This is a genomic window from Streptomyces sp. SID13726 (assembly GCF_010548375.1).
Lineage (GTDB): Bacteria > Actinomycetota > Actinomycetes > Streptomycetales > Streptomycetaceae > Streptomyces.
Genome location: NZ_JAAGLY010000034.1, coordinates 31,418 through 56,915, shown reverse-complemented (window position 1 = coordinate 56,915; position 25,498 = coordinate 31,418). Strand labels below are relative to the sequence as shown.

Sequence of the window (25,498 nt, the reverse complement as noted above, 5' to 3'; positions counted from 1 at the left end):
GTCAGTCGCCGGTCGGCGGCGTGTACTTGTAGCCGACCCGCCGCACGGTCTGGATCGCGCCCCGCAGGTCCGCGCCCAGCTTGCGGCGCAGCCGGGCGATGTGGACGTCGACGGTACGGCCGTCGCCCACGTGGCCGTAGCCCCAGACCGTGGTGACCAGCTGGTCGCGGGTGTGCACCCGGTGCGGGTGCTGGACGAGGTGGGCGAGCAGCTCGAACTCCAGGTAGGTGAGGTCGAGTTCCGCGCCGTTCACCTCGGCGGTGCGCTGCACGGTGTCGATCCGGACGAGCGGCTCGCCAAAGTCGTCGCCCCGCGCCACCGGCGGTTCCGGCAGGAACGGGGGGCGCTGGTCGGCCGGGACGAGCACCAGGTAGCCGATCATCGGCGGCTGGCCCGGCAGGACGGGGAGGGTGTGCTGGGGGGCCGGCAGCCAGGTGGCTCCGGGCGGCAGGAACTCCGCCACGTCCGGCACCTCGTCCGGGCCGACGGCCCTGAGCCGGTGCCGTGCGCCGTTCTCGGCCGGGTTGGTGAGGGTGGCGGTGGAGAGGGTACGAGTGGTCGCCATGAGAGGTCAGCTCTTTCGCGCGAGGAGGTCTGCGGGAGACGTACGTCGACTGCGCGCTGGCCGAAGGCCGGGGTGTACGGCTTTAGAGGGCCGGCGCGTTCACCGCGCGGCAACACACCCGGTCGAAGTCGTGGTGCTGACGGGAAGGCCAGAACGGCTCGAGGTCATGGCGACCTGTCGCGGTGGGGTTCTGGAAGCTGGCCATGCGCCCATTGAAGCAGACACAGGCCCGCAACAGGAGTCTCCTCTCACTGCTTGGACGCTTCCTTGGCGTGAAATTGACGTGGCCCCGCTCACCCCACCAGGTGTTTGTGCCAGGTCAGGGGTCTGACCTCGATCGCCTTGTCCGGATTGCCGTCCCACACTGCGGACAGCCCGGCCATCTCAAGGGCCGTCACGACCTCGCGCCCGACCGCCGCGGTGGTCCCGGCCGAGCCGTCGAAACCGCCGTAGAGCAGGGTCAGTCCGTGGCCCTCGGCGGCGCTCTCGGTGCACTGGGTGTGGAAGTAGACGAAGCCGCGGTCGCCCTCGGCGCGCTCGCCGCCTATCTCGGCGGTGCCGCAGGGGCGGCAGCAGGTGAAGTTCTCCCGGGCGGTGATGCCCTGGGCGTTCAGCGCGTCGAAGGCGCCGGTCAGCCGGTCGGGGTCCGTCGGGCTCGGTGGCCAGGTCCGCTGCTCGGTGACCCGCTCCAGCCACAGCCGGTCGACCAACTGCCGTGCCTGGGCCGGGGACACGGGCTGTACGTCGCCGTCGACCAGCCACTCCTCGGCGTCCTCGGTGAGCCGGGCCCGGTCGTCGTAGCCGCAGCGCAGCAGGAGTCGTACGCGATCCTCCACCCGCTGGCGGATCTCGTCCGGCAGGTCCGGGACCTCCTCCCCCGGCCCGAGGTCCACCGGCTCCCACGCCACGCCCGCGTCCCAGCCGTCCTCCTGCCGGGCCCAGCCGGTCAGCAGGTCCGCCACGCGGTCCGGGTCGGTCAGGCGGGTGCCGAAGAAGGCGTCCTTGCCGACGCGGTGTTCCAGCTGGTAGTCGCCGCCCGTCTCGTGCCACACCTGGGCGAACACGTCCGGCAGGTCCGGGACGCGCTGTGCGACGAGGAAGCGGTTGCCCGCGCCCCCGAGTCCGGTCACGGCGGCGCGCAGTTCCTCGGCCGGTATCCGGAGGTACGTCCGCCCGCTCTCGGTCCAGGCCCTGACGGCCAGGCCCCCCTCGATCTCCATGCCCCCACCATGCCAGCCGCCACTGACAACGCGCCGAGGGGCGCCCACCGGTCGGTGGGCGCCCCTCGGGAAGCGGTGAGCGGGATCAGACCAGTCCGGCCTTCTCCAGCGCGGAGCAGCACGTGTCGACGAGCAGGCGCGTCACGACGTACGGGTCGACGTTGGCGTTCGGGCGGCGGTCCTCGATGTAGCCCTTGCCGTCCTTCTCGACCTGCCACGGGATACGGACCGAGGCACCGCGGTTGGAAACGCCGTAGGAGTACTCGTTCCACGGGGCGGTCTCGTGCAGGCCGGTGAGGCGGTCGTCGATGCCGGCGCCGTAGTTCTTGACGTGGTCGAGGGGCTTGGAGCCCTCGCCCAGGGACTCGGCGGCGGTGATGATCGCGTCGTAGTTCTCGCGCATCGCCTTGGTGGAGAAGTTGGTGTGCGCGCCCGCGCCGTTCCAGTCGCCCTTGACCGGCTTCGGGTCCAGGGTGGCGGAGATGCCGAAGTCCTCGGCGGTGCGGTAGAGCAGCCAGCGGGCCACCCACAGGTGGTCGGAGACCTCCAGCGGGGCGACCGGGCCGACCTGGAACTCCCACTGGCCGGGCATGACCTCGGCGTTGATGCCGGAGATCGCGAGGCCCGCCTTGAGGCAGTTGTCGAGGTGCGCCTCGACGACGTCACGGCCGAAGATCTCGTCGGCGCCGACACCGCAGTAGTAGCCGCCCTGCGGGGCCGGGAAGCCGCCCTTGGGGAAGCCGAGCGGGTAGCCGTCCTTGAAGAACGTGTACTCCTGCTCGATGCCGAAGATCGGCTCCTGCGCGGCGAACTTCTCCGCGACCTCGGCCAGCGCGGCACGGGTGTTGGACTCGTGCGGCGTCATGTCGATGTTGAGGACCTCGCACAGGACGAGGATGTCGTCGCCGCCGCGGATCGGGTCCGGGCAGGAGAAGACCGGCTTGAGGACACGGTCCGAGGAGTGCCCCTCGGCCTGGTTCGTGGAGGACCCGTCGAAGCCCCAGATCGGCAGCTCGGCGCCCTTGGCGTCGTCGCCGAGGATCTTCGTCTTGGAACGAAGCTTGGCCGTCGGCTCGGTGCCGTCGATCCAGATGTACTCAGCCTTGAAGCTCACGGGCCACATCCTTCGGGGGTGTGTCTGGGCGCACTTGCGGGTGCAGCGGCGCTGCGGCACTGAAACGCCGCCTCTCGATGCCCGCGAGCCTGTCAACAGGCGATTTCCCGGTCATTGCTCGAATGTGAACCCCGTGTTACCTGGTGGTGCTGTGGCGCGATTCACTGTGTGAGCGCGGCGAAGGGGTCCCGCGCGGCACAGGGTGTACCTGGCACCACCCCCCGACCGGGCGGCCAGACCCAGTGACCCCGGTCTCCCCCTCGACCAGACTGGCCGTATGACCATGCAGACGGGGAACGGCAGCCGGGGCAAGAGGGTGCGGGCCATGGGCCTCGCGGCCGTACGGGGGCTCGCGCTGGCGCTGGTGACGCTGCCGGGGGCGCTGCTCCTGTTCACGCTCAGCCTGGTGTCCATCTCGCTCGTGCCGGTCGGGATCGGGGCGTACACCACCCCCTGGGCGCTGAAGGCCGTGCGGGGCTTCGCGGACTGGCGGCGGGTGGTCGCGGCCGAGTGGAGCGGGGTGCGGATCCCGTCGGCGTACCGGCCGGTACCGGAGGACGCCAACACCTGGGCGCGCACCTACGCGCTGCTGCGCGACCCGGCGACCTGGCGGGATCTGCGCTGGCTCCAGGTGGACATGACGGCGGGGTTCGTGACGGCCCTGCTGCCTGCGGTGCTCGTGTTCTATCCGCTGGAGGGGCTCGCGGTCGCGGCCGGGCTGTGGCGGCCGCTGTCGGAGCTGGGCGGCGGCTACTGGTACGGCTTCGTCCATGTCACCGACCAGGTCACCGGGCTCGCCGCGGGCGCCCTGGGCCTCGCCCTGCTGGCCCTCGCTCCCCTCGGGCCGCGGCTGCTGACCGCGCACTTCCGCCTGACCCGGGCCGTACTCGGCGCCGGACAGGGCGAGTTGGCCGAGCGGGTCCGGGTGCTGACCGAGACCCGGCGGGACGCGGTGGACACCTCGGCGGCCGAACTGCGGCGCATCGAGCGGGACCTGCACGACGGGGCGCAGGCCCGGCTGGTCGCCATGGGCATGGACCTCGGCACTATCGAGGTGCTCCTCGACAAGGACCCCGCGCAGGCCAGGCGGCTGCTCGCGCAGGCCCGCCAGTCGTCCGTGGACGCGCTCGCCGAACTGCGCGACCTGGTCCGCGGCATCCACCCGCCGGTGCTGGCCGAGCGCGGACTCGGGGACGCGGTAAGGGCGTTGGCGCTACGGCTGCCCGTGCCGACCGAGGTGACGGTGGAGCTGCCGGGACGGGCGGACGCGCCGGTGGAGTCGGCCGCGTACTTCGCGGTGAGCGAGGTCCTCACCAACGCGGTCAAGCACTCCGGCGCCGACCGGATCTGGGTCGACCTGCACCACCGGGAGGGGATGCTGCGGATCGCCGTCACCGACAACGGCCGGGGCGGCGCGGTGACCGGGGCCGGTTCGGGGCTCGCCGGAATCGAGCGGCGGCTGGGTACATTCGACGGCGTCCTGGCCGTCAGCTCACCCGCGGGCGGTCCCACCATGGTCACCATGGAGATCCCTTGCGTGTAGTCCTGGCCGAAGACCTCTTCCTGCTGCGGGACGGGCTCGTACGGCTCCTGGAGGCCCATGACTTCGAGATCGCCGCGGCCGTCGAGACCGGCCCCGAGCTCGCCCGCGCGCTGGCCGAGCTGGAGCCGGACGTCGCCGTGGTCGACGTACGGCTGCCGCCGACGCACACCGACGAGGGCTTGCAGTGCGCGCTGAACGCCCGCCGGGACAGACCCGGGCTGCCGGTGCTGGTGCTCTCCCAGCACGTGGAGCAGTTGTACGCGCGCGAGCTGCTGGCCGACGGCAGCGGCGGGGTGGGGTATCTGCTCAAGGACCGGGTGTTCGACGCGGAGCAGTTCGTGGACGCCGTACGACGGGTCGCGGCGGGCGGTACCGCGATGGACCCGCAGGTGATCCAGCAGCTGCTGACCCGGCGGGCCGCCGACGACCAGCCGCTCGGCCGGCTCACGCCCCGGGAGCGGGAGGTACTGGAACTCATGGCGCAGGGGCGGACGAACGCGGCGATCGCGGGGAAACTCGTCGTCACGGAACGGGCGATCGCCAAGCACACCGCCAACATCTTCGCCAAACTGGGTCTTGAGGTGTCGGACGACGACAATCGCCGCGTTCTGGCGGTACTCGCGTTTCTGGACCGGGGCCGGTGACCGGCCTTTCATTCTCTGTAACTCCTGCTGCTCAAGGGCCTGTTGATATGCGGCGGCCGAGCAAACCTCTGATTTGTTTGTGGGGCGGCTGAACACCCTTGGGGCCACATCCGTAAGGGAGGGAGCCGCTTCACTCCTGTCGGGCGCCTCGATGCCCCGAAAAAGGAAGTCAGAGGAGTTCCATGGGACGCAACACACGTAAACGCCGCTCGTCGATGGCCACCAAGGCCATAGCCGCGTCGGCGGCCCTAGCGCTCGGCGGGGGCGGGCTGATCTGGGCGAACTTCTACGCTTCGGCGCACGAGTCCAACAACAACGGCTGGCAGCAGAACCAGACCAAGGCCGCGGCCGCCCAGGTGGCGACCATCTCCTGCCCGGACGTCGGCCAGAAGCTGACGAACGTGCCCCAGTCGGCGCGTCAGGGTGTGGCAACGGAACTGGCCAACCTGGACAAGCAGATCACCGAGGCCTACGCCCGGCTCGCCTCGACGCGCCAGGCACAGGCGGGTGACTCGGGCTTCGTCCAGAACGCCATCGTCGGCCCCCTCAAGGAGAAGCGGGCGGCCACGATCGACCGGATCCGCATCGACATCCAGCGGGTCGGGGGTCAGTTCAACAACTCGCTCAGCCAGCTGGCCGCGTGCACCACGCAGGCCGCGCAGACCAATGCCGGCGGGAACGGCGGCCAGAACAACAACGGCGGCCAGCAGAACAACGGCGGTCAGAACAACAACAATGGCGGCCAGAACAACGGCGGTCAGAACAACAACGGTGGCCAGAACAACAACGGCGGCCAGAACAACGGTGGTCAGCAGGGCGGCGGCCAGCAGCAGGGCGGCGGCGGACAGGGCGGCAACGGCCCGGTCGCGGCCGACTTCGTGGACATCACGAAGGTCCAGGGCAACGCCCAGCTCGGTGTCGGCCAGAACGGTCTCCCCGCGAACGGCAACTCCGGTTCGCGCGGCACCTTCACCACCAAGTGCGGTACCAACGGGAACGACAACCACAACACGGACAACGTGATCGTCGCCCCGGGTGTCGCCAACGGCGCCCACCACCTGCACGACTACGTCGGCAACCAGAGCAACGACGCCTTCGCGAGCGACCAGGAGCTGGAGGCGGCCCAGACCAGCTGCCAGAACCAGGGCGACAAGTCCTCGTACTTCTGGCCGGTGCTGCGTCTCCAGGACGGTACGCAGGACTTCGACCAGAACAACGACGGCGGCGGCAAGGAGGGCAACGTCGGCAAGATCCTCCAGCCGGCCCAGGCCCAGCTGAAGTTCGTCGGCAACAAGACCGGCAACGTCGTCGCGATGCCGACCGCTCTGCGGATCATCACCGGTGACGCCAAGGCCTTCGTCAACGGCAACGCCAACGCCAACGTGAACTGGTCCTGCACCGGCTTCGAGAACAAGGTGCAGCTGCACGACAAGTACCCGATCTGCCCGCAGGGCAGCCAGGTGGTGCGCACGACCAACTTCCAGAGCTGCTGGGACGGTCAGAACATCGACAGCGCCAACCACCGCACCCACGTGTCGTTCGTCCAGGCGAACGGCGCCTGCGCCAACGGCTTCAAGGCGATCCCGCAACTCCAGGTCCGGCTCGTCTACAACGTCCCGGCCCCGAAGCTGCAGAACGGCACGGTCGTCAACCCGTACGCGGTGGACACCTTCCCGGAGAACCTGCACAAGCCGGTGACCGACCACAACGACTTCATCAACTTCTTCTCCACGAACACGATGAACAAGATGGTCAACTGCATCAACACCGGCAAGAACTGCCAGTGACACACTGAGAAAGCCGGCGGTGAGGATTCCTCACCGCCGGCTTTCGTGTGTCCGGGAGACTTCTCAGTGCGCGGAGTGCGAGGCGCCGCCGCCCATCTTCGAGTGGTCCACGCCCTCCTCGATGTCCCCGCCGAGGGTCTTGCGCAGCACGGTCACCGTCTGGGTGGTGTCACCGACGGCGACCCACTTGCGGCCGACCAGGAAGTGGCCGCCGTAGTCCTTGGCGCCGTTGATCCACTCGCGCTGGCCGCGGTCGGTGGCGAAGGTGGCAAGGATGAACTTGCCGTCCGCGTCCTTGGACTTCTTGCACACGGCCTGGCGCAGCTCGTCGGCGTCGATCTGGATGTTGGGCGTGCACTTCACCTCGGCGGCCAGGTGCTCCAGGCTGCCGGTGGCCGCCGACGGCACCGCGGCGACGGCCTTCGCGTCACCACCGGACCCGCAGCCCGCCAGCGCCAGCACCGCGGCCGCGCCGGTCAGCGCGAGCATCGGTCGGGTCAACCTCATCTGTTGTTCCTCCGGTCACGGTCGCGTCGGACAGGTCCCGGCGGGGACCCGTCTCCTCTCATACGGCTGGGAGGCGCGGGGCGCTCAAATGCGGGTGTCACTCGGGGTACGGCTGTGCGAAAGTGTGCCGGTGAACGAGGACTGGGAGAAGCGGGTCGACGCCGTCTGGGCGGCCTTCGACGAGTATCCGGAGGAGCGGGCGGCCGAGTTCCGGGCGCTGGTCGACGCGCTCGTGGCCGAGCTGCCGGAGGACAGCCCGCTCGGGCCGTTCGAGCGGGCCTGTGCCTGGGACTCCACGGGCCACTCCGACAAAGCGGCCCCGCTGTACCGGGAGGCCCTGGCGAACGGGCTGTCCGGGTACAAGGGCCGCCGGGCCAAGATCCAACTCTCCAGCTCGCTGCGGAACATCGGCCGGGCAGACGAGGGCGTCGAGCTGCTGACTCCCGAACTGGACGCCCCCTCCGACGAGTTGGACGACGCCGTACGCGCCACGCTCGCCCTGTGCCTGTCCAGCCTCGGCCGCGACCGCGAGGGCCTCTCCCTGGTCCTTGGCGCGCTCGCCCCTCATCTGCCGCGCTACCAGCGGTCGATGGCGAACTACGCGCGTGCGCTGGTCGACCCGGAAGGCTGAACTCGGTTACGCGGGTTCGCCTGTCGGCGGTGACCTCCTCACGATTCGCTCGTTCTGCTGAACGTGCAGTCACAGGATGTCGCCCCGCGCCCCGCACCCGCCTCAGGCTCGGCCTCCGACCCCGTCGTCGACGTGGAACAGGCCGAGGCCGCGCTCGTCGAGCACTACCCCCGGCTGGTCCGGCTCGCCTATCTGGTGCTGCCACCGGGCCTGGGCCGCAACCGCCGGGTCCTGACCGCGCACGCCCTCACCCAGCGCGCCCTGCCCCGCGGCCGGAAGAGCACGCCCGTGATCCCGGCCCAGTCGGCCGGCCGCGAGGGCGACCCCGGCTACGCCTTCGTCCGCCTCCAGGTGGTGCGTACGGCGCTGGAGGCGGGCCTGCCGCTCAAGCGCAAGGCGTGGCCCAAGCGCTCCCAGCTGCCGCCGCTGCTCCCCCAGGTCTGGGGCCTGCGTCTCTTCCCGCGTTCCGGCGGCGCCGACGAACTCGCCCTGGACCAGCGCCTTTCGGCCCTGACCGGACCCGCCCGCGCCGCCTACGTCCTGCGCGGCCTGGAGAAGCTGCCCGACGGCGACGTACGCAAGGTGCTGGCGGCGGCGGGCGTGGCCGACGTGGACGCGGCGCTGGACGAGGCCGACTCCGAGAAGGCCCAGTACGCCCTGCTCGACTCCCCCGAGTTCGACCCCTGCTCGCTCCAGGCCCGGCCGACCGACCTCATGCGGCGCCGGCAGCACATGAAGGCCGCGCTCGCCGCGACCGCGGCCGTCGTGGTGTGCGGGGCGCTGCTCGGCATGCCGGGTGACGGCTGGGGCCCCGACGGTGCCGCCGCGCCCGCCTACGCGCAGAACCCGGCCGCCCAGGCCGCCCTCGACCCGGCCCGCCTGGTGCGGATCCCGGCCGCCGCGTGGGAGTCCTCCGCCCGCACCGACTTCTCCGTCTGGCCCGCGCGCGGCGGCCTCACCGCCGACTCGGCCCTCCTGCGCCGCGCCCTCGCCGTCTGGGCCCGCCCCGGCGGCACCGTCCAGGTCTCCGCGACCCCCGGCACCCCCTCGGGCGGCCCGTCCGGACCGCCGCAGCTGCTGTACGCCGGGGTCGTCGACAGCGCGCGCGTGGTGATCCTCTACGACGGTCTGCGGATCGTCCGCTACGCCGAGCCCAAGGACGGCACCGCGGGCGCGGCCCTCGACTTCGCCCGGGTCGACGGCGCGGACCGGGCCGGGTCGAGCGCGGTCGTCCTGGGCCGGGCCGACGGCAACGTCCGCTATCTGATGGCGCCCTGGGTGACCAAGGCGGCCGAGCGGGACCTGATGAAGCCGGCCGCGGGCGCGATGGCCCTCACGCTGACCGACGGGGCGACCTCGCCGATGGCGGGCCCCGGCGGCCAGGGCGGCGCCTGCACCTCCTGGAACGTGCTCCAGCTGACCGACTCCACCGGCACCCGGCTGCTGACCGACCTCGGCGAGCTGGTCCCGGCCCACCTCACCACCGGCCGCCCCGGCTCCGTGAAGGACGCGTCCGGCGCGTCGGCGCTGCGCGACTGGGCACCGTATGCCTGCTCGCTGGGCGCGATGCGGTCCTCCGGGGTGCGGAGCGTGAACGCCTGGACGTACGCGGCGCAGCCGCTGCCCGACGCGAGCGGGACGGCCGACTGGGTGTGCACCCGGGGCGAGACCTGGCAGGGCGGCGGGGAGCGGGTGCTGGCCCAGTTCCACACGCCGGGCGGGGCGTACGGCGCGGTCGTGGCGAAGGCGGAGAACGTCCCGGCGTGCGGGGCGAAGGACCCGCAGGTGCTGGCCGGGGTGCTGTGGAAGTCGGGGACGGGTTCCTGGTACCTGCTGTCGGCGGGGAGCAAGGGGACGGCGTCGATCAGCGCGACGGGCGGGGTGCAGGGGTCGGCCCAGGGCGGTCTGCTGGCCGTGAGGGCGAAGCAGGGGGCTCAGGCCGAGCTCGCGGGGACACTGACGGACGGGCGGGCGGTCACGGGGCTGCGGTGAAGGCCGGACCCGCGGATCAGGCCTTCGGGCCTTGCTGACAGATTCGTAAATAAGACCTTGCACGGGGCTTCACCCCCGGCCTACCCGTCAGTACATTGACGCCATGTCTAACACGCACGAAGCGGATCGGGTGCCCCTCAAGGCCCGGAAGGTGTCCTTCTCCTGGGAGGACACCCCGCTGCACTGGGTGCCTGGGGACCCGTTCACCACGCACACCATCAATGTGCTGCACATGCTCCTGCCCGCCGGTGAGCGCTGGTTCGTGCACGTCTACAAGCAGGTGCTGCCGTACATCAGGGACGAGCGGCTGCGCGAGGACGTCATCGGGTTCATCGGGCAGGAGGCGATGCACTCCCAGGCCCACGACGAGGTGCTGCCGCATCTGCGTGAGCAGGGGCTCGACCCGACGCCGTACACCGCGCAGGTGGACTGGTTCTTCGAGAAGCTGCTCGGCGACCGCACGCTGCCGCCGGGCAGGGCCCGCAAGTGGTGGCTCCTGGAGCGGGTCGCGCTCATCGCCGCGATCGAGCACTACACGGCGTTCCTCGGCGACTGGGTGCTGAACGCCGAGGAGCTGGACCGCCGGGGCGCCGATCCGACCATGCTGGACCTGCTGCGCTGGCACGGCGCGGAGGAGGTCGAGCACCGGTCGGTCGCCTTCGAGCTGTTCATGCATCTCGACGGCAACTACGCGCGCCGGGCCCGGACTTGGGCCACCGCCTTCACCACGCTGGTGTTCCTGTGGCAGCGCGGGGCGCGGTTCTTCATGGCGAACGACCCGACGCTCACCGACGGGAAGGCGAGCTTCAAGGACTTCTATGTGCGGGGCCGGCGTGGGCTGTTGCCGTCGGCCGGGGCCATGGCCGCCTCCATCCCCCGTTATCTGAGCCGGAGTTACCACCCCTCGCAGGAGGGTTCCACCGCGCAGGCGGTCGCGTATCTGGCCTCGTCGCCGGCCGCCACCGCTGCCGCCTCCGCCGTAGAGAAGGGCGCCTCCTGATGCCGAAGCCGCTGACCGTCGCGGTCGTCGCCGGTGCCGCGCTGCTCACCCGCAGGGCGCTGCGCCGCCGTATCCGGGTCTCGCCGCTGTGGCCGATGCCCGCGCTGGAGGAGCCGGTGTCCGGGCGGCCCCGGTCGCGGGCGCTCCGGCTGACGGTGACCGCGCGTGAGACGGTCGCCGACGGGGTCGTACAACTCCGGCTGGAGGGACGGGACTTGCCGCGCTGGGAGCCCGGCGCGCATCTCGACCTGGTGCTGCCGTCGGGGCGCGTGCGGCAGTACTCGCTGTGCGGGGACCCCGCGGACACCTCGTCGTACACCGTGGCGACCCGGCTGGTCGAGGACGGGCGGGGCGGTTCGCGCGAGGTGCACGAGCGGGTGCGGGTGGGCGCGGAGCTGGAGGTGCGGGGGCCTCGGAACCGGTTTCCGCTGGTCACGGCATCGTCGTACGTCTTCGTCGCGGGCGGCATCGGGATCACGCCGATCCTGCCGATGCTGCGGGCGCTGCCGGACGGTGTGGAGTGGCGGTTGCTGTACTGCGGGCGGGAGCGGGAGTCGATGCCGTTCCTGGCGGAGGTCGAGCGGCTGGGCGGCACCGTCGTGGAAGGGGTGCCCGATCTCGACGCGCTGGAGGTCCCGGAGGGTGCCGCCGTCTACTGCTGCGGCCCGGAAGGGCTGATGGCCGCGGTGGAGGCGAGGTGGCCGGGGGTCCATCTGGAGCGGTTCGCGCCCCGGGCCCTGTCGGGCGGCGCCTTCGAGGTCGAACTCCGGCGCAGCGGGCGGACGTTGACGGTCCCGGCGGACTCGTCCGTGCTGGCCGCCGTACGCGAGGAGCTGCCGGGCACCGCGTACTCCTGCGAACAGGGGTTCTGCGGGACCTGCCAACAGCGGGTGCTGGAGGGCGAGGTGGAGCACCGGGACGAGCTGCTGACCGATGCCGAGCGCGGCGACTCGATGCTGATCTGTGTGTCGCGGGCGCGAAGTGGCCGACTGGTGCTGGACATGTGAACACGCCTGGCCGGACCGGTCCGTTCGGGGCCGGATCCGATCGGTAAGGTGTTCGCATGACTACCGGGGTCCGCCGAAGAATGGGAGTCGAGGAACGGCGTCAGCAGTTGATCGGCGTCGCCCTCGAACTGTTCGCCCGTCGCTCGCCCGACGAGGTCTCCATCGACGAGATAGCGTCGGCGGCCGGTATCTCCCGGCCGCTGGTCTACCACTACTTCCCCGGCAAACTCAGCCTGTACGAGGCCGCGTTGAAGCGTGCGGCCGAGGATCTGGCGAGCCGCTTCGAGGAGCCGCACGAAGGCTCGCTGGGCGGGCGGCTGCTGCGGGTGATGCGCCGCTTCTTCGACTTCGTGGACGAACACGGGCCCGGCTTCTCGGCGTTGATGCGCGGCGGCCCCGCGGTCGGCTCCTCGGCGACGAACGCGCTCGTCGACTCCGTACGGCAGGTCGCCTACGAGCAGATCCTGTCGCATCTGCGGGTGGACGACCCGCCCGCGCGCCTCGAACTCCTCATCCGCTCCTGGATCTCGCTCGTCGAGTCGACGGCCCTGATCTGGCTGGACGGCCGGCGCATCCCGCGCGCCGAACTGGAGACACAGCTCGTCCACGACTTCGCCGCGCTGGCCGCCGTGAGCGCGGCCTACGACGAGGAGATGACCGCACTGCTGCGGCACATGCTCAAGGACGAGCCGCACGACGGACCGTTCACCGACCTCGCCGCACGGCTCATCTCCCTGGCGTCCTGAACAGTCCGGAGAAAAGCGCTCTAGCGCTCGAACTTCCGGTACGACGCGTCGAGGTCGCGGACCTCCGCCGAGGCGTGCAGGACGACTCCCCCGTCGTCCTCGATGTGCTCGCGCAGCAGCTCCAGGACCGCCTCGGTGAGCTTCGCCTTCGTCTCGTCGGTGCGGCCGGCGAGCAGGCCGATGGTGACGTGCACGACGGCGTGGCCGTCGTCCCCCGGGTCGTCGTAGCCGAACGCGGTGACCTCGCTCGCCCGGAACTGCGTCTTGCACGCCTCCGGCTTGGCGGCCGCGATCTCGACGAGGGCGGTGTGCAGGCCCCGAGCGAACTCCTCCCGGTCGAAGGAGACGAAACGCGAGTGGTCGACGGTGATCTGCGGCATGGGCACTCCTGTTCTACGACGTCACAGGTCACCCTAGCCGCAGCGCCAGCATGGCGATGTCGTCCTCCCGGTCGTGACCGAAGGTGTCCAGAAGGGTGTCGCACAGGGCGTCCAGGCCGGGCAGCGCACCGGAGGCGGCCGCCCGCAGGTGCTCCAGGGAGGCCGAGAGATCGGTGCCGCGGGTCTCGATGAGGCCGTCGGTGACCATGAGGAGCCGGTCGCCGGGTTCGAGGAACAGCTCGGTGGCCGGCGGATGGGGCAGGCCGATGCCGAGCAGCGGGCCGGACGCCTTGACGTAGTCGGCGCTGCCGGTGTCCCGGACGATCAGCGGCGGGATGTGCCCGGCGTTGGCGATCCGGGTGCGCCCGGTCTCCGGGTCGATCAGGGCCAGGCAGACGGTGGCCGTGGTGTCGGGGTGGTAGCGCTGGAGCGTCCGGTCGAGGCGCTCGGCGAGCACGGCCGGGTCGCTCTCGTCGACGGCGTAGGCCCGCAGCGCGTGCCGCAGTTCGACCATGACGGTGGCCGCGTCCAGCGAGTGCCCCACGACGTCGCCGACCGCGGTGAGCGCGCCCTCCTCCACCCGCAGCGCGGCGTAGAAGTCGCCGCCGATCTCGGTCTGCCGGGAGGCGGGGACGTACCGGACCACGACCTCCATGCCCGGCAGGTCGGGCAGCCGGTGCGGCTGGGGCAGGAAGCTGTGCTGGAGGGTGAGGGCGACATGCCGCTCGACCTTGTACATGAGCAGCGGCTGCGCGGCGAGCGCGGTGGCCTGCGCGAGCTGGGCCAGCAGGGTCTCGCCCTCCAGGCCGACCCTGCGCATCCCGCGCGCGGGCGCGGCCAGGCAGACCGGGGCCCGGCCGTCCTGGGTGACGACCAGCGCGAGCCGGGCGTCGTGCTCGACTCCGGGCCGGAAGAACCCGGCGGGCCACAGCGGCGCGGGCACGGTCGTCAGCTGCACCCCGGCCTGCCCCCGGGTGAGCCGGCGCAGCAGGGCGGCCACGGACCGGTCGGCGGCCTCGTCGGGCAGGGACACCGGGATGCGGTCGCGGGACAGGCCGCGGTAGAGCTGGTCGTCCTGGTCGAGGACGAAGACGGCGGCGGGGGTGCCGGTGAGCCGTGAGACGCCCTCGGCGGCCGCGTCGGAGAGTTCCTGGAGGGTGCGGGCCGCCTGGATGGTGACGATCGTCTCCGACAGGAGGGTGAGCCGTCGCACCAACGCCCGGTCTCCGGCGCGCAGTTGGGCGTTGCGTACGGCGGCCCGGACGACCGCCTCGATCTCCAGGGGCTCGGCGGGCACCCGCAGATAGGCCTCGACGCCCATGTCCATGCCCGCGCAGTGCACGGCCGGGGGCACGGCGGAGGCCGAGAAGTGCACCACGGGCATCCCGGCGGAGTGCGGGCGCTCCTTGAACATGCGGCACAGATCGAAGCCGCTCATGTCGGGCAGGCCCACGTCCACCAGGGCCACGTCGGGCAGGGTGCCCTTGCGCAGCCGCTCGTCCAGTTCGGCGAGGGCCTCGCCGCCGGAGGCGACCGGGACGACCCGGTGCCCGGCCCGGGTCAGCACGGTGCCCATGGCGTACCGGCTGGCCTCCAAGTCGTCCACGACCATGACGGTCGTGCCGGTCAGCTTGCCTTTGACGTCCATCTGTCACCCCTCGGGCAACACCGGTGGAGCAGAGCGGGGTTCGGGCTCTGCTCCACCAAGGTTATGCGCTCATTCAGGGATTGCGGACGAATACGGCCACGGTCCGGGCCGGGACGCCGAAGGTGCCGGAATCCCGCTCGTAGGACGCCTTCCTGACGGTGGAGTCCGCGCCCGCCGTCTGCACGGGGTGCAGCCGGTAGGAGCTTCCGGCAAGATCGGCGACCCGCTGGCTCTGCGCCTGGGGCGTCGCGTTGAACACCACGACCAGATCACCGAGTTCCATCGTGATCACACCGGGCGTCTCGTCCTTCCCGGACAGCGGGAAGGACAGCTTCGACTGCACCTGGTCCGCCGTGTCGAGCGAGAACGCCTTCTCTGTCGTACGGATCCTCAGCAGGTCCTGATAGGCGGCCGAGGCCCCCTGGATCTGCGCGCAGCCGACCTTCACCGAGCCCAACAGCGGTTGGGCGTACGGCCACTTGGACGCGTTGTCGGCCGCCATGGGCAGTCCGCGGCCGAAGCCGTTGCCGTCCTGGCAGTTCCAGTGGACGGCGTTGAACCAGTCGCCGCTGTCGAAGGAGTTGCGGTCCAGGGACTTGGAGCGCAGCAGGTCGGTGCCCGCCTGGGAGAGCGCCGGGCCCTGCGAGAGGGTGGCCGTGGCCATGGCGAGGACCTGCATACGGGCGCGGTCGTCCGCGCTGGTGGACGCGGGCAGCTTGTACGTCAGCGCGTCGAACAGCGACTCGTTGTCGTGCGCGTCGGCGTAGGCGAGGGCGTCGCCGGGCGCGTCGGCGTATCCGGCGGGTTGGCCGTTGTAGTCGACCTGGGCACCGGTGACCTCCTTGCCGTCGGTGTCGGTGAAGCGGTACTTCGCGAGGTTGCCGGACAGACCCACCTTGATGAGGTCCTGGTAGTGCAGGAGGCGGGCCTTCTGCTCCTCCGGAGTGCCGTTGTTCTTCGAGGAGTTGGGGTCGGTGTACAGACCGGACGCGAAGCCCTGGACGCCGGGGTCCTCGTCGAAGGGGCCACCGCCGCGTACGGCGTCACGGGCGCGGTCGGAGAAGGTGGCGATGCCGGTGCCGGCCATGTTCTGCTGCGTGGCCTGCACGAAGCGGGCGTCGTCGGCGACCTCGCCGAAGTTCCAGCCCTCGCCGTAGAGGATGATCTTCTTGCCGTCGACGCCGTCCTTCTTGAAGGTGAGCGCGTCGAGGGCCTTGCGTACGGCCAGGATGTTGGCCTTGGGGTGGTGGCCCATGAGGTCGAAGCGGAAGCCGTCGACCTTGTACTCCTTGGCCCAGGTGACGATCGAGTCGACGACCAGCTTGCCCATCATGGCGTTCTCGGTCGCGGTGTTGGCGCAGCAGGTGCTGTTGGCGACCGAGCCGTCGGCGAGGAGCCGCTGGTAGTAGCCCGGCACGATCCGGTCGAGCACGCTGGTGTCGGCCTGTCCACTGGCCGCCGTGTGGTTGTAGACGACGTCCATGACGACCCTGAGGCCGTCCTCGTTCAGCGACTTGACCATCTCGCGGAACTCGACGGTACGGCCGGTGCCGTTCGGGTCGGTGGCGTACGAACCCTCGGGAACCGTGTAGTGGTACGGGTCGTAGCCCCAGTTGTAGGCGTCCTCGGCGGCGGACTTGGCCACGCACTCCTGCTGCTTGTCGGAGTCGGCCGCGTAGGAGGCGAGGTCGCAGTCGGGGGCCGCCTGGTCCGCCCGGCGTTCGGGAATGGTGGCGATGTCGAAGGCGGGCAGCAGGTGGACGTAGGAGGTGCCGGACTTGGCCAGTTCCCGTAGGTGCCGGGAGCCGTCGCTCGCCTTGTCGGTGAAGGCGAGGTAGGTGCCCCGGTCCTTCGCGGGCGCGGTCTTGTCCGCCACCGAGAAGTCCCGGATGTGCAGTTCCTGGATCTCGGCGTCGTTCAGGGGGACGGCCTTGGGCTTGGTGTAGCTCGTCCAGCCCTTCGGGGCCAGGGAGTTGTCGTCCAGGTCGACGGCGAGACTGCGCTCGGAGTCCGTGGTGAGGGCGACCGAGTAGGGGTCGGTGACCTTGTTGGTGACCACCTTCCGGACACTGGGTGCCCAGACCTTCACGACGTACCGGTAGGCCTTGCCCTTCCAGGACTTGGGGCCGGTGACGGACCAGACGCCGGTGGTGGAGTCGCGCTTCATGGCGACCGTGGAGCCGCCGAGTTCGAGTTTCACCGACTGCGCGGTCGGCGCCCAGACCGAGAGCGTCGGGCGTCCCTTGCTGAACGTCGGCCCGAGGTCGGCCTTCGTCGCCTTCGGGTACAGGTCGTCGAGCACGCCCGCGATCTGGACGCCGGTGGCCGCCGACACCGCGCCGTTCGCGGCGCGTTGGGACGCCACGATCTGGCCGCTGAGGGCTTCCCTGAACCAGTCCCGGTCACGCGGGTCCACGGACCAGGCCGTGTAGTCCTTCAGATACGGGAACCTCGCCTTCTGGGCGTCGGTGAGCGCGGTCCTGGTGAGCCGCAGCCAGCGCTCGTCGTCGCTGGTCAGCGCACCCCTGTCGGCGGCGATCGAGCCGTCGTGCGAGTACACCAACTGGGTGGAGGCGGCAGCCTCGTCGCCGTTCCAGGCGACCGTGTTCCGGTCGATCCAGACCGCCTTGGAGGTGGTCAGGTCGAGCGCGGCGGCGGACCCGGCGGGCTGCGGGAGCAGGTACTTCTCCTGGCCGTTCAACAGCCACACCTCGTGGCCGTTCGCCGTGAGGTCCAGGGACTGGTCGGTGGGCAGGTCCTTCTCGTCGCCCTTGTGGAGGATGTAACTGAGGCTCGTGGCCCCGTCGTTGAGCGGTACCTCGTAGACCGCGCCATAGGCGTCGGTCCTCACCGGCTCCAGGGGCTTGGACCAGTCGGTGGGGTTCGCGGCGCCCGTCCAGACGTGCAGGCCCCAGCCGTCGTAGTTCCCGTCGGCCCGGTGGTAGTGGATGACCGCCTTGGTCCTGTCCTGCGCCGGGTAGTCGGGCTTCTCGGTGAGGACAGTCTCCTTGCCCTGCTCGATCCAGATCTCACCGGTCTTGGTGACGTCGATCGTGCGGTCGGTGGAGACGTCCTTGTCGCCGTCCTTGTCGATGACGAGGAAGCCGACGTTGGAGGCGCCGGGCTTCAGCTTGACGTAGGCGAAGGCGCCATAGGCGTCCCGGCCGACGAACGGGTGGCCGGCGGGCCAGGTCGTGGCCTCACCGTCGGCGAGGTCGCCCCAGGCGTACAGGCCCCAGTCGTCGTAGTCGCCGTCGGCGCGCTTGTAGTGGACGACCGCGTAGTCGCGGGAGGAGGCGGTGGGGGTCTCCTCGGCGGGCGGGGTGCCGGTACTGCTCGCGGCGGTCGCACTCGATGTGCGTCCGGCGGAGTCGACGACAACCGCCTTGTAGCGCAGGGCTGTTCCGGCGGGGACGTCCTCGCCGATGGTCTGGGTGACCTTGTAGGGGGCGTGGTCCGCCGAACCCGGCGTCCGCCACTTGCCGTTGCCCACCTGCGCGGCGAAGACGACCCGGTTGAGCTGTCCGCCGTCCACGTCGGCGGTGAGGTCGACGGTGCCGGTGGCGCCGGTCGCCGGGGCCTTGAGGGTGATCGTGGGCTTGGCGGCGGGCTTGGCGGGCTTGCCGGTCGCCTTGAGGACGATCGCGGAGCCGGCCGGGACGGTGACGGTGATCTTCTGGTCGGCGCCGGACTTCACCGTGGCGTCCGTGCCGTAGATCCCGCGGTAGGTCATGCCCGCCGAACCGGCCGCGAAGGAGGCCGACTTGGCCTCGCCCGCGTTGTTGAAGGCGACGACGTACTCCTGGCCGCTCTTCGCGTCGGTGCGGGAGACGGCGTAGACCCCGGCCCCGTCCGCCGCGTACCGCTCCTCCTGGACGCCGTCCGTCAGCGCCGGGTTGGCCGTGCGGAGCCTGGCCAGCTGGGCGATCTGCCGGTAGAGCGGGGCGCTGGTGTCGTACGAGTCGCTCGCGTGGGTGCGGTCGGTGCCGATCTCGTCGTCGTCGAGGTAGTCGGCGGTCCTGGACGCGAACATCGTCTGGCGGGCGTCCTTGTCGCCGCCCGCGCCGGTGAAGCCCTGCTCGTCGCCGTAGTAGACGACGGGGTTGCCGCGGCTGAGGAACATCAGCTCGTTGGCGAGCTTGTCCTTGGCGAGCAGTTCGGCGTCGGTGGCCTTCGGGTTGTCCTGGTTCAGGAAGTACCCGATGCGGCCCATGTCGTGGTTGCCGAGGAAGGTGACCTGCTCGTACGCGTTGGCCTTGTCGGTCGTGTACTTGTAGTCGTCGCCGAAGACGCCGGCGAGCTTCTGCGCGCTGCCGCCCTGGGAGGCGTACTGCCGGGCCGCCTCCTGGAAGGGGAAGTCCAGCGTCGCGTCGAGGCGGCCCTGGGTGACGTACGGCGAGGTGATCGAGGTGTCGGCCGAGTAGACCTCGCCGAACATGAAGAAGTTCTTGCGGCCCTGCCTGGCCGCGTACGCGTCGAGCGCGGTGGCCCACTGGGTCCAGAACTCCATGTTCACGTGCTTCACGGTGTCGATCCGGAAGCCGTCGATGTCGAAGTCGCGGACCCACTTCTCGTAGATCTTCTCCATGCCCTTCACGACCTCGGGACGCTCGGTCCACAGGTCGTCGAGGCCGGAGAAGTCACCGTAGGTCGTGGACTCGCCGGCGTAGGTCGAGTCACCGCGGTTGTGGTACATCGTCGGGTCGTTGAGCCAGGCGGGGACCTTGGCGTTCGCGCTGGTGACCGTCGGTGTGCGCGGGAAGGAGTCGGCGTCGACCGCCGGGAACCTCCGGTCGCCGGCCGCGTAGTCCGCGTCGTCGAAGGGCTCGCCGTCCTTGGTCAGGTACGGGAAGGCGCCCTTGGAGAGGTAGTCGTAGGACTTCTCCTCGTAGTCGACGACGTCGGCCGTGTGGTTGGTGATGACATCGAAGAAGACCTTCATGCCCTTGGCGTGGGCCTTGGAGATCAGGGTCTCCAGGTCCTTGTTGGTGCCGAAGTGCGGGTCGACCTGGGTGAAGTCGGTGATCCAGTAACCGTGGTAGCCGGCCGAGGCGTTGGCCCCCGTGCCCTGGACGGGCTTGTTCTTGAAGATGGGGGCCATCCAGATGGCGGTGGTGCCGAGGCCCTTGATGTAGTCGAGCCGCTTGGTGAGGCCCTTGAGGTCGCCGCCCTGGTAGAAGCCCTTGTCGGTGGGGTCGTAGCCGGTGCTCAACCGTGAACCGGTGAGCCCTCCCCGGTCATTGGAGGTGTCGCCGTTGGCGAAACGGTCCGGCAGGACGAAGTAGAACTGCTCACGGGTGTCGTCGTGCCGGGCCGGTTCCGCGGCGAGCTTCGCGTCGGAGGGCGGTGGCGGCGGGGTGTCCGCCCGGGCGGACAGCGGCTGGACGAGCGCTGCGGCCAGCGCGGTCACGGTGACCGCGGCGACCCGTCCGGCGTGCGTGCTGAGGCGCCTCGACGGCACCGGCCATCTCGGTATCACTGACGTGGACTCCTTGCGATGCGGCTCTGTGGGTCCGACCCCGCGCGACCGTATCGCCGCCGTAAGGCTTACAGCAAGAGTCCTGAAACAGCCGGTAAGAACTTTCAGCGCCTGATGGTGTAGGTGACGAGCGAGCGAGCCGGGACCGTGGCCGTCATCGAGCCCCCGCTGACGGCGACCGCGCCCTGTCGGGCCATGCTGTGGGAGCCGTCGGTCAGGTACGGGGTCGCCGTACCGGTGGTGATGCCGGTGTTCTGGAGGCTGTACGTCACCTGCTGGGCGCCGGTGCCCGCGTTGAGCGCGACGACCGTGACCGAGCCGTCGGTGTTGCGGAACGCCGACAGCCTGAGGTTCGCGTCGGGGGTGGTGCTGCCGATCCGGGTGGCGCCGGGGCGGATGAAGCGACTGTAGTTCGCGAGCGCCCAAAGCCGCTTGGAGACATGGTAGTTGGCGCCGTCCATCTGGATCAGGCCCCGGGTGGCGCCGGTCGAGGCGCCGTACCAGTACACGTATCCGCTGGTGTTGCCCTTGGTGAGGGCGTCATGGACCGCGGCGGCCACGGTGAAGCCGTCGTAGCCGCTGCCGTCGTCCCAGTTCTCGTTCCAGGCGGTGCCGTTGGGCGACCACTCCGACATCCAGGTCCGCTTCTGCGTCGGCAGCGGACTGTCCACCTGGCTGGCGTAGTTGTGGCCGGTGTGGGTGGTCACGTAGCCGCGGGCGGTGGCGTCGGCCTCGATCGCGTTCGTGTAGGCCTTTTGCTGGTTCCAGCCGAAGGAGTCGCAGCAAGCCACCTTGTATCCGGCCGAGTTGGCGATCGGCCCGAAGAACTTCACGTACTCCGTCGCCTGGGCGGGCGTCAGCCGCATCGAGTCGTACGTCGCCGTCCAGTCGGGTTCGTTGATGAAGCCGATGTCGGTGATGCCGATGCCCTCCTGGCCGTAGAACCTCGCCCACCGCACCAGGAAATCGGCGTACGCCCTGCGCCAGTCCCCGCTCGCGCAGGTGGCGCCGGAGAGCCCGCAGAGCGTGCCGCCGTTGGCATCCGTGCCGTTGGTCTTCATATAGCCGGGCGCGGTCCAGGCGTCGGCGTAGAAGCGGTTCACGCCGTACGCCTTGGCCTCCTTGGCGAGCCACACCTGGCCCTTGTCGTAGCCGTCCCAGGTGTACTTGGGGGTGGCGTTCGGGCCGCCCGGGTCGGTGGGCTGGATCCCGGAGTCGATGCCGAGGCGCAGGATGCTGAGGCCGGCGCCGGTGGTGCGGTCGAGCAGCAGGTCGAGGAGTTCGCGCTGCTTCTGGGCCGGCAACCCCTGCGAGCCGTGCATGATGTCGGCGCGTCCGAAGTGCTCGGAGAAGCCGAAGCCGTCGATGGGCTGGTAGGTGGTGGCGCCGTTGACGGTCGCCGTGGTGGCCGTGACCTGGGGTGGTGCGGCCGCGGTGGTGGCGGCGACGGCGAGCAGGGCCGTGAGCGAGGCGATCGTCCAGGTGCCGTGTCTGCGCTGCATAGCTGCTTCCCTCCATGGGAGCGCTCCCATATGTCACGGGGAACGTAGGACGACACTCGGTGAGCGTCAATCCCACGTTCCCCATGGGGTGTTCAGCAGCTGGACTTGCCCGCGTAGATCGCGAGGGCCGTGTTGGAGCCGAGGGTGGCCGTGAACTGGCCGCTGGAGTTCACCGTCACGCTCGTGTTGTTCTGCACGTTGCAGTACGTCCCGGCGGGCAGCGAGGTCTGGTACGTCCGACTCAGGCTGCTCGACTCGTGGTTGATGGCGACGTAGCCCTTGGCGCCCCGCCCGAAGCCGATCGCGTCACCGCCGTTGTCCCACCAGTTGGAGAGGGACTCACCGCGGACCGCGTTGCGGAAGGCGACCATGCGGAGGATCTCCGGCCAGGCGTGCTGGCACTTCCAGCCGTCCTGCCAACAGGCGGTCACGGAGCCGTTGTTGGGCGGCCCGGCGTCCGTGTCGGACCACTCGTAGCCGGAGTTGATGTCGGGGGCACCGTACGGATAGGCCAGCATGAAGACGTTGGCGAGGGTGTAGTTCGCCCCGTCCTTGTAGTTGAGGGTCGACCCGTTGCGCTCGGTGTCGTGGTTGTCGACGAAGACGCCCGCGACCGAGCTGCTCAGGTAGCCCCAGCCCTCGCCGTAGTTCTTCAGGTAGGCGAGGTTCTCGTTGTTGAAGACCCGCTTGAGGTCGTAGGCGTAACGGAACTCCTGCACATCGCCGTTGCCCGTGTACTCGGTGGGCTGGACGGCCTCCCCGCTGCCGTAGATGACCTCCTGCTTCCAGTACACGGAGGGGTTGGAGAGGCGGGACTTGATGTTGGCGAGGTCGGTGGCCGGGATGTGCTTGGCCGCGTCGATGCGGAAGCCGTCGACGCCGTAGCCGAGCAGGGAGTTCATGTAGCCGGCGATGGTGGCGCGGACGTACTCCTCGCCGGTGTCCAGGTCGGCGAGGCCGACGAGTTCGCAGTTCTGGACGTTGGCGCGGTTGGTGTAGTCGGTGATGGTGGACGTGCAGTCGTCCATGTCGGCCGAGGAGTACAGGCCCGGGTAGTTGTACTTCGTGTACGACGAGCCGCCGGTACCGGTGCCGCTGCCCGCGGACATGTGGTTGACGACGGTGTCGACGACGACCTTCACCCCGGCCGCGTGGCAGGTGCTGACCATGTTCCGGAAGGCGGTGGCGTCACCGAGACGCCCCGCGATCTTGTAGCTGACCGGCTGGTACGAGGTCCACCACTGCGAGCCCTGGATGTGCTCGGCGGGCGGGGAGACCTGGACGTAGCCGTAGCCGGCGGGGCCGAGGGTGTTGGTGCACTCCTTGGCGACCGAGGCGAAGTTCCACTCGAAGAGGACTGCGGTGACGTCCTTCGTGCCCGGCGGGGAGGCCTGGGCGGTGGTGGGGGTGAGGACGGCGACCGTGGCGGCGAGGGCGACGGCGGTCGCGGTGACGGAGCTTCTCGATATCACGTGGGGGTTCTCCTTGCGTGACGGCCAGGCGTCTTTGCCGGGCGCCGGCGAGAACGTACCGCCAACGAAATGTTTACAGCAATAGCCTTGAAACTCACAGCAAGAACTTTCACACGGTCTCTTGACGTGCGCTTCTCAACTGCCGCACGCTCACCAGTTGTTGAAGTCTGTCCCACTGGTTCGGAGTCCTTGGGAGCCGCACATGACCTTCAGAACGGGTGCTTTGCGCCGCACCGCGAGAGCCGTGGCGGTCGGCGCCCTGACCCTCGCCGGTGTCACCGCCCTGCCCGCCGCGTCCGCCCGGGCCGACGCCACGGCCTCCGGCGACGTGATCGCCAACCTCTGGTCCTACAACTGGGACTCGGTCGCCTCCGAGTGCGGAGACGTGCTCGGGCCGAACGGCTACGGCGCGGTGTGGGTGGCCCCGCCCGCGGAGTCCCTGAAGCAGCCGAACCACTACTGGTGGGACGTCTACCAGCCGTACTCCTACGACCTGAACAGCCGCTTCGGTACGGCGGCCGAGTTCGCGTCGATGGTGTCGGCCTGCCACGCCGCCGGGGTGAAGGTCTACACGGACGCGGTGATCAACCACACCGCCGCCCAGACCGGCACCGGCTACAACGGCACGGTCCTCACCAACAAGTACGACACCCCGGACTGGGACCCGGACGACTTCCACACCTCGGCGCAGTGCAACGACTCCGACCTGATCATCGACGACTGGTCGAACCTCAGTGAGATCCAGAACTGCGAGCTGCTCGGCCTGCCGGACCTCAAGACCGAGGCGGACGACGTCCGTTCGGGCATCGCGGCCTACCTCAACAAACAGATCGCGCTGGGCGTGGACGGCTTCCGCATCGACGCGGCCAAGCACATCCCGGTGACCGACCTCAACGCGATCTGGGCCAAGCTGAGTTCGACGACGTCCGGTGCGGCGCCGTACATCTTCCAGGAGGTGTACCCGGGTTCGACCCCGGCCGCCTCCGACTACTACTCCTCGGGTGACGTCCTGGACTTCACCTACGCGAGCAAGCTGAAGTCGGCGTTCCAGGGCAATGTGAGCGACCTGGAGTCGCTGTCCTCCTCCGGCGTGCTGCCCGCCGCCAACTCGGTGTCCTTCGTGACCAACCACGACACCGAGCGCAACGGCCTGCACATGAGCTACAAGGACGGCGACACCTACCGGCTCGCCAACGTCTTCGAGCTGGCCTACAAGTGGGCGACCCCGACGATCTACTCGGGCTTCGAGTGGTCCTCGACCGACCAGGGACCGCCGAACTCGGGCGGCTTCGTCACCGACACGAACTGCTCGAACGGCTGGTACTGCCTCCAGCGGGACACCGCGATCACCGGCATGGTCAAGTGGCACAACGCGGTCGGCTCGGAAGCGGTGTCCAACTGGTCGACCAAGTCGTCGAGCGTGATCGGCTTCGGGCGCGGGTCGGCCGGCTACATCGCGATCAACAACGGCTCCTCGGCGGCGACTTACGCCTTCGCGACGGGGATGGCCGACGGGACGTACGCCAATGTCATCGACAACGGGGCGACGACGGTGACGGTGTCGGGCGGCAGCGCGTCTCTCACGATCCCCGCGAAGAGCGCGATCGCCTTCCACAACGGCCAGTTCACCCCGTGCACGACCTGCGAGGGCGACGGCGACTCCGGTACGACCGTGACGGCTACCTTCAACGAGTACGCCTCCACCACCACCGGCCAGGACGTCTACGTGGTCGGTTCCGTCGCGGCCCTCGGCGGCTGGGACACGTCGAAGGCGATCAAGCTGTCGTCGTCGGGCTACCCGATCTGGTCGGGGACGGCGAGCGTGCCGACGAACGCGTCGTTCGAGTTCAAATACATAAAGAAAGACGCGGCCGGCAACGTCACCTGGGAGTCCAACGCCAACAGAGCGGCGGCCACGACGAGTTCGGGCCTGACCCTGAACACCTCCTGGAACGTGGCGAGCGCCGACGCCACCGACGTCACCTTCAACGTCAACGCCACGACGACCCTGGGCACCAACGTCTACGTCGTCGGCTCCCTCGCTTCCCTGGGCTCCTGGAACACGGCGGACGCGATCCCGCTGTCCTCGGCGGCTTACCCGACCTGGAGCAAGTCGGCGATCGTCCCGAAGAGCACGTCCTTCGAGTACAAATTCATAAAGAAGGACGGCTCCGGGAACGTGACGTGGGAGTCCGGCGCCAACCGCTGGTACACGACGGGCAGTTCGTCGGGCTACTCCACCGGCGACACCTGGAAGTAGC

General features: G+C 69.9%; 18 protein-coding genes. 9 read left to right on the top strand and 9 right to left on the bottom strand.

Annotation, left to right across the window (positions count from 1 at the left end; translation table 11 throughout):
• Position 1: 1 nt before the first annotated feature.
• From G3I78_RS43345 to glnII, 3 genes are all read right to left on the bottom strand, one after another.
• Positions 2–565: a winged helix-turn-helix domain-containing protein gene (locus G3I78_RS43345; RefSeq protein ID WP_164435357.1), complete on the bottom strand. Its 564-nt coding sequence runs from the start codon at positions 563–565 to the stop codon at positions 2–4.
• A gap of 293 nt (positions 566–858) precedes the next feature.
• Entirely contained in the window at positions 859–1,785 is a 927-nt protein-coding gene (locus G3I78_RS43340) for a hypothetical protein (RefSeq protein ID WP_164435356.1), read from the bottom strand.
• Positions 1,786–1,870: 85 nt separating this feature from the next.
• Positions 1,871–2,899, bottom strand: coding sequence for a glutamine synthetase (gene glnII, locus G3I78_RS43335; protein ID WP_164435355.1), 1,029 nt, complete (start codon positions 2,897–2,899; stop codon positions 1,871–1,873).
• Positions 2,900–3,176: 277 nt separating this feature from the next.
• Here glnII and G3I78_RS43330 point away from each other — a divergent pair, with 277 nt between their 5' ends.
• The 3 genes from G3I78_RS43330 to G3I78_RS43320 all read left to right on the top strand — a co-directional run bounded on the left by G3I78_RS43330 (position 3,177) and on the right by G3I78_RS43320 (position 6,873).
• Entirely contained in the window at positions 3,177–4,442 is a 1,266-nt protein-coding gene (locus G3I78_RS43330) for a sensor histidine kinase (RefSeq protein WP_164435354.1), read from the top strand.
• A complete protein-coding gene (locus G3I78_RS43325; protein WP_164435353.1) occupies positions 4,433–5,086 on the top strand; it encodes a response regulator transcription factor in 654 nt (217 codons plus the stop codon). The genes G3I78_RS43330 and G3I78_RS43325 overlap by 10 nt, the downstream gene beginning before the upstream one ends.
• A 182-nt stretch (positions 5,087–5,268) precedes the next feature.
• Positions 5,269–6,873 carry a DUF1996 domain-containing protein gene (locus tag G3I78_RS43320; RefSeq protein WP_164435352.1) on the top strand — a complete coding sequence of 535 codons (1,605 nt, stop codon included), beginning with the start codon at positions 5,269–5,271 and terminating at the stop codon, positions 6,871–6,873.
• A 63-nt stretch (positions 6,874–6,936) separates the two neighbouring features.
• Here the strand turns inward: G3I78_RS43320 and G3I78_RS43315 are convergent, their stop codons facing one another.
• Positions 6,937–7,380, bottom strand: coding sequence for a hypothetical protein (locus G3I78_RS43315; protein WP_164435351.1), 444 nt, complete (start codon positions 7,378–7,380; stop codon positions 6,937–6,939).
• A gap of 88 nt (positions 7,381–7,468) precedes the next feature.
• Here G3I78_RS43315 and G3I78_RS43310 point away from each other — a divergent pair, with 88 nt between their 5' ends.
• The 5 genes from G3I78_RS43310 to G3I78_RS43290 all read left to right on the top strand — a co-directional run bounded on the left by G3I78_RS43310 (position 7,469) and on the right by G3I78_RS43290 (position 12,756).
• Positions 7,469–8,011 carry a tetratricopeptide repeat protein gene (locus G3I78_RS43310; protein ID WP_203616321.1) on the top strand — a complete coding sequence of 181 codons (543 nt, stop codon included), beginning with the start codon at positions 7,469–7,471 and terminating at the stop codon, positions 8,009–8,011.
• 63 nt (positions 8,012–8,074) lie between these two features.
• The gene (locus tag G3I78_RS43305) at positions 8,075–10,003 is read left to right on the top strand and encodes a hypothetical protein (protein WP_164435349.1); all 1,929 of its coding nucleotides are present in this window, start codon (positions 8,075–8,077) and stop codon (positions 10,001–10,003) included.
• 103 nt (positions 10,004–10,106) lie between these two features.
• Positions 10,107–11,003 carry a metal-dependent hydrolase gene (locus tag G3I78_RS43300; protein ID WP_164435347.1) on the top strand — a complete coding sequence of 299 codons (897 nt, stop codon included), beginning with the start codon at positions 10,107–10,109 and terminating at the stop codon, positions 11,001–11,003.
• Positions 11,003–12,010: a PDR/VanB family oxidoreductase gene (locus G3I78_RS43295; protein WP_164435345.1), complete on the top strand. Its 1,008-nt coding sequence runs from the start codon at positions 11,003–11,005 to the stop codon at positions 12,008–12,010. Before G3I78_RS43300 ends, G3I78_RS43295 begins: the two co-directional genes overlap by 1 nt.
• A gap of 56 nt (positions 12,011–12,066) precedes the next feature.
• Entirely contained in the window at positions 12,067–12,756 is a 690-nt protein-coding gene (locus G3I78_RS43290; RefSeq protein WP_203616320.1) for a TetR/AcrR family transcriptional regulator, read from the top strand.
• A 20-nt stretch (positions 12,757–12,776) separates the two neighbouring features.
• On the opposite strand, the gene G3I78_RS43285 is transcribed toward G3I78_RS43290, so the two are convergent.
• The 5 genes from G3I78_RS43285 to G3I78_RS43265 form a co-directional block, all read right to left on the bottom strand.
• Positions 12,777–13,136, bottom strand: coding sequence for an isomerase (locus G3I78_RS43285; protein ID WP_164435343.1), 360 nt, complete (start codon positions 13,134–13,136; stop codon positions 12,777–12,779).
• 28 nt (positions 13,137–13,164) lie between these two features.
• Entirely contained in the window at positions 13,165–14,784 is a 1,620-nt protein-coding gene (locus tag G3I78_RS43280) for a fused response regulator/phosphatase (protein ID WP_164435341.1), read from the bottom strand.
• A 73-nt stretch (positions 14,785–14,857) separates the two neighbouring features.
• A complete protein-coding gene (gene pulA / locus G3I78_RS43275) occupies positions 14,858–20,245 on the bottom strand; it encodes a pullulanase-type alpha-1,6-glucosidase (protein ID WP_343243992.1) in 5,388 nt (1,795 codons plus the stop codon).
• Positions 20,246–20,367: 122 nt separating this feature from the next.
• Positions 20,368–21,765, bottom strand: a complete 1,398-nt coding sequence (locus G3I78_RS43270; protein ID WP_164435336.1) for a glycoside hydrolase family 30 beta sandwich domain-containing protein — start codon at positions 21,763–21,765, stop codon at positions 20,368–20,370.
• Positions 21,766–21,857: 92 nt separating this feature from the next.
• Positions 21,858–23,237 (bottom strand): alpha-amylase family protein, encoded by a 1,380-nt coding sequence (locus tag G3I78_RS43265; protein WP_164435334.1) that lies wholly within the window; start codon positions 23,235–23,237, stop codon positions 21,858–21,860.
• A 202-nt stretch (positions 23,238–23,439) separates the two neighbouring features.
• On the opposite strand from G3I78_RS43265, the gene G3I78_RS43260 reads away from it, so the two are divergent.
• Complete coding sequence (locus G3I78_RS43260) at positions 23,440–25,497, top strand: carbohydrate-binding module family 20 domain-containing protein (protein WP_164435332.1); 2,058 nt, start codon at positions 23,440–23,442, stop codon at positions 25,495–25,497.
• The last annotated feature ends 1 nt before the right edge of the window (position 25,498 follow it).

Bases quoted from the DNA above. Each gene is read 5' to 3' on its own strand.
- G3I78_RS43345 (WP_164435357.1), bottom strand. From the start codon at position 565: ATGGCGACCACTCGTACCCTCTCCACCGCCACCCTCACCAACCCGGCC.
- G3I78_RS43340 (WP_164435356.1), bottom strand. From the start codon at position 1,785: ATGGAGATCGAGGGGGGCCTGGCCGTCAGGGCCTGGACCGAGAGCGGG.
- G3I78_RS43330 (WP_164435354.1), top strand. From the start codon at position 3,177: ATGACCATGCAGACGGGGAACGGCAGCCGGGGCAAGAGGGTGCGGGCC.
- G3I78_RS43320 (WP_164435352.1), top strand. From the start codon at position 5,269: ATGGGACGCAACACACGTAAACGCCGCTCGTCGATGGCCACCAAGGCC.
- G3I78_RS43315 (WP_164435351.1), bottom strand. From the start codon at position 7,380: ATGAGGTTGACCCGACCGATGCTCGCGCTGACCGGCGCGGCCGCGGTG.
- G3I78_RS43310 (WP_203616321.1), top strand. From the start codon at position 7,469: ATGCGGGTGTCACTCGGGGTACGGCTGTGCGAAAGTGTGCCGGTGAAC.
- G3I78_RS43300 (WP_164435347.1), top strand. From the start codon at position 10,107: ATGTCTAACACGCACGAAGCGGATCGGGTGCCCCTCAAGGCCCGGAAG.
- G3I78_RS43295 (WP_164435345.1), top strand. From the start codon at position 11,003: ATGCCGAAGCCGCTGACCGTCGCGGTCGTCGCCGGTGCCGCGCTGCTC.
- G3I78_RS43290 (WP_203616320.1), top strand. From the start codon at position 12,067: ATGACTACCGGGGTCCGCCGAAGAATGGGAGTCGAGGAACGGCGTCAG.
- G3I78_RS43285 (WP_164435343.1), bottom strand. From the start codon at position 13,136: ATGCCGCAGATCACCGTCGACCACTCGCGTTTCGTCTCCTTCGACCGG.
- G3I78_RS43280 (WP_164435341.1), bottom strand. From the start codon at position 14,784: ATGGACGTCAAAGGCAAGCTGACCGGCACGACCGTCATGGTCGTGGAC.
- G3I78_RS43270 (WP_164435336.1), bottom strand. From the start codon at position 21,765: ATGCAGCGCAGACACGGCACCTGGACGATCGCCTCGCTCACGGCCCTG.
- G3I78_RS43260 (WP_164435332.1), top strand. From the start codon at position 23,440: ATGACCTTCAGAACGGGTGCTTTGCGCCGCACCGCGAGAGCCGTGGCG.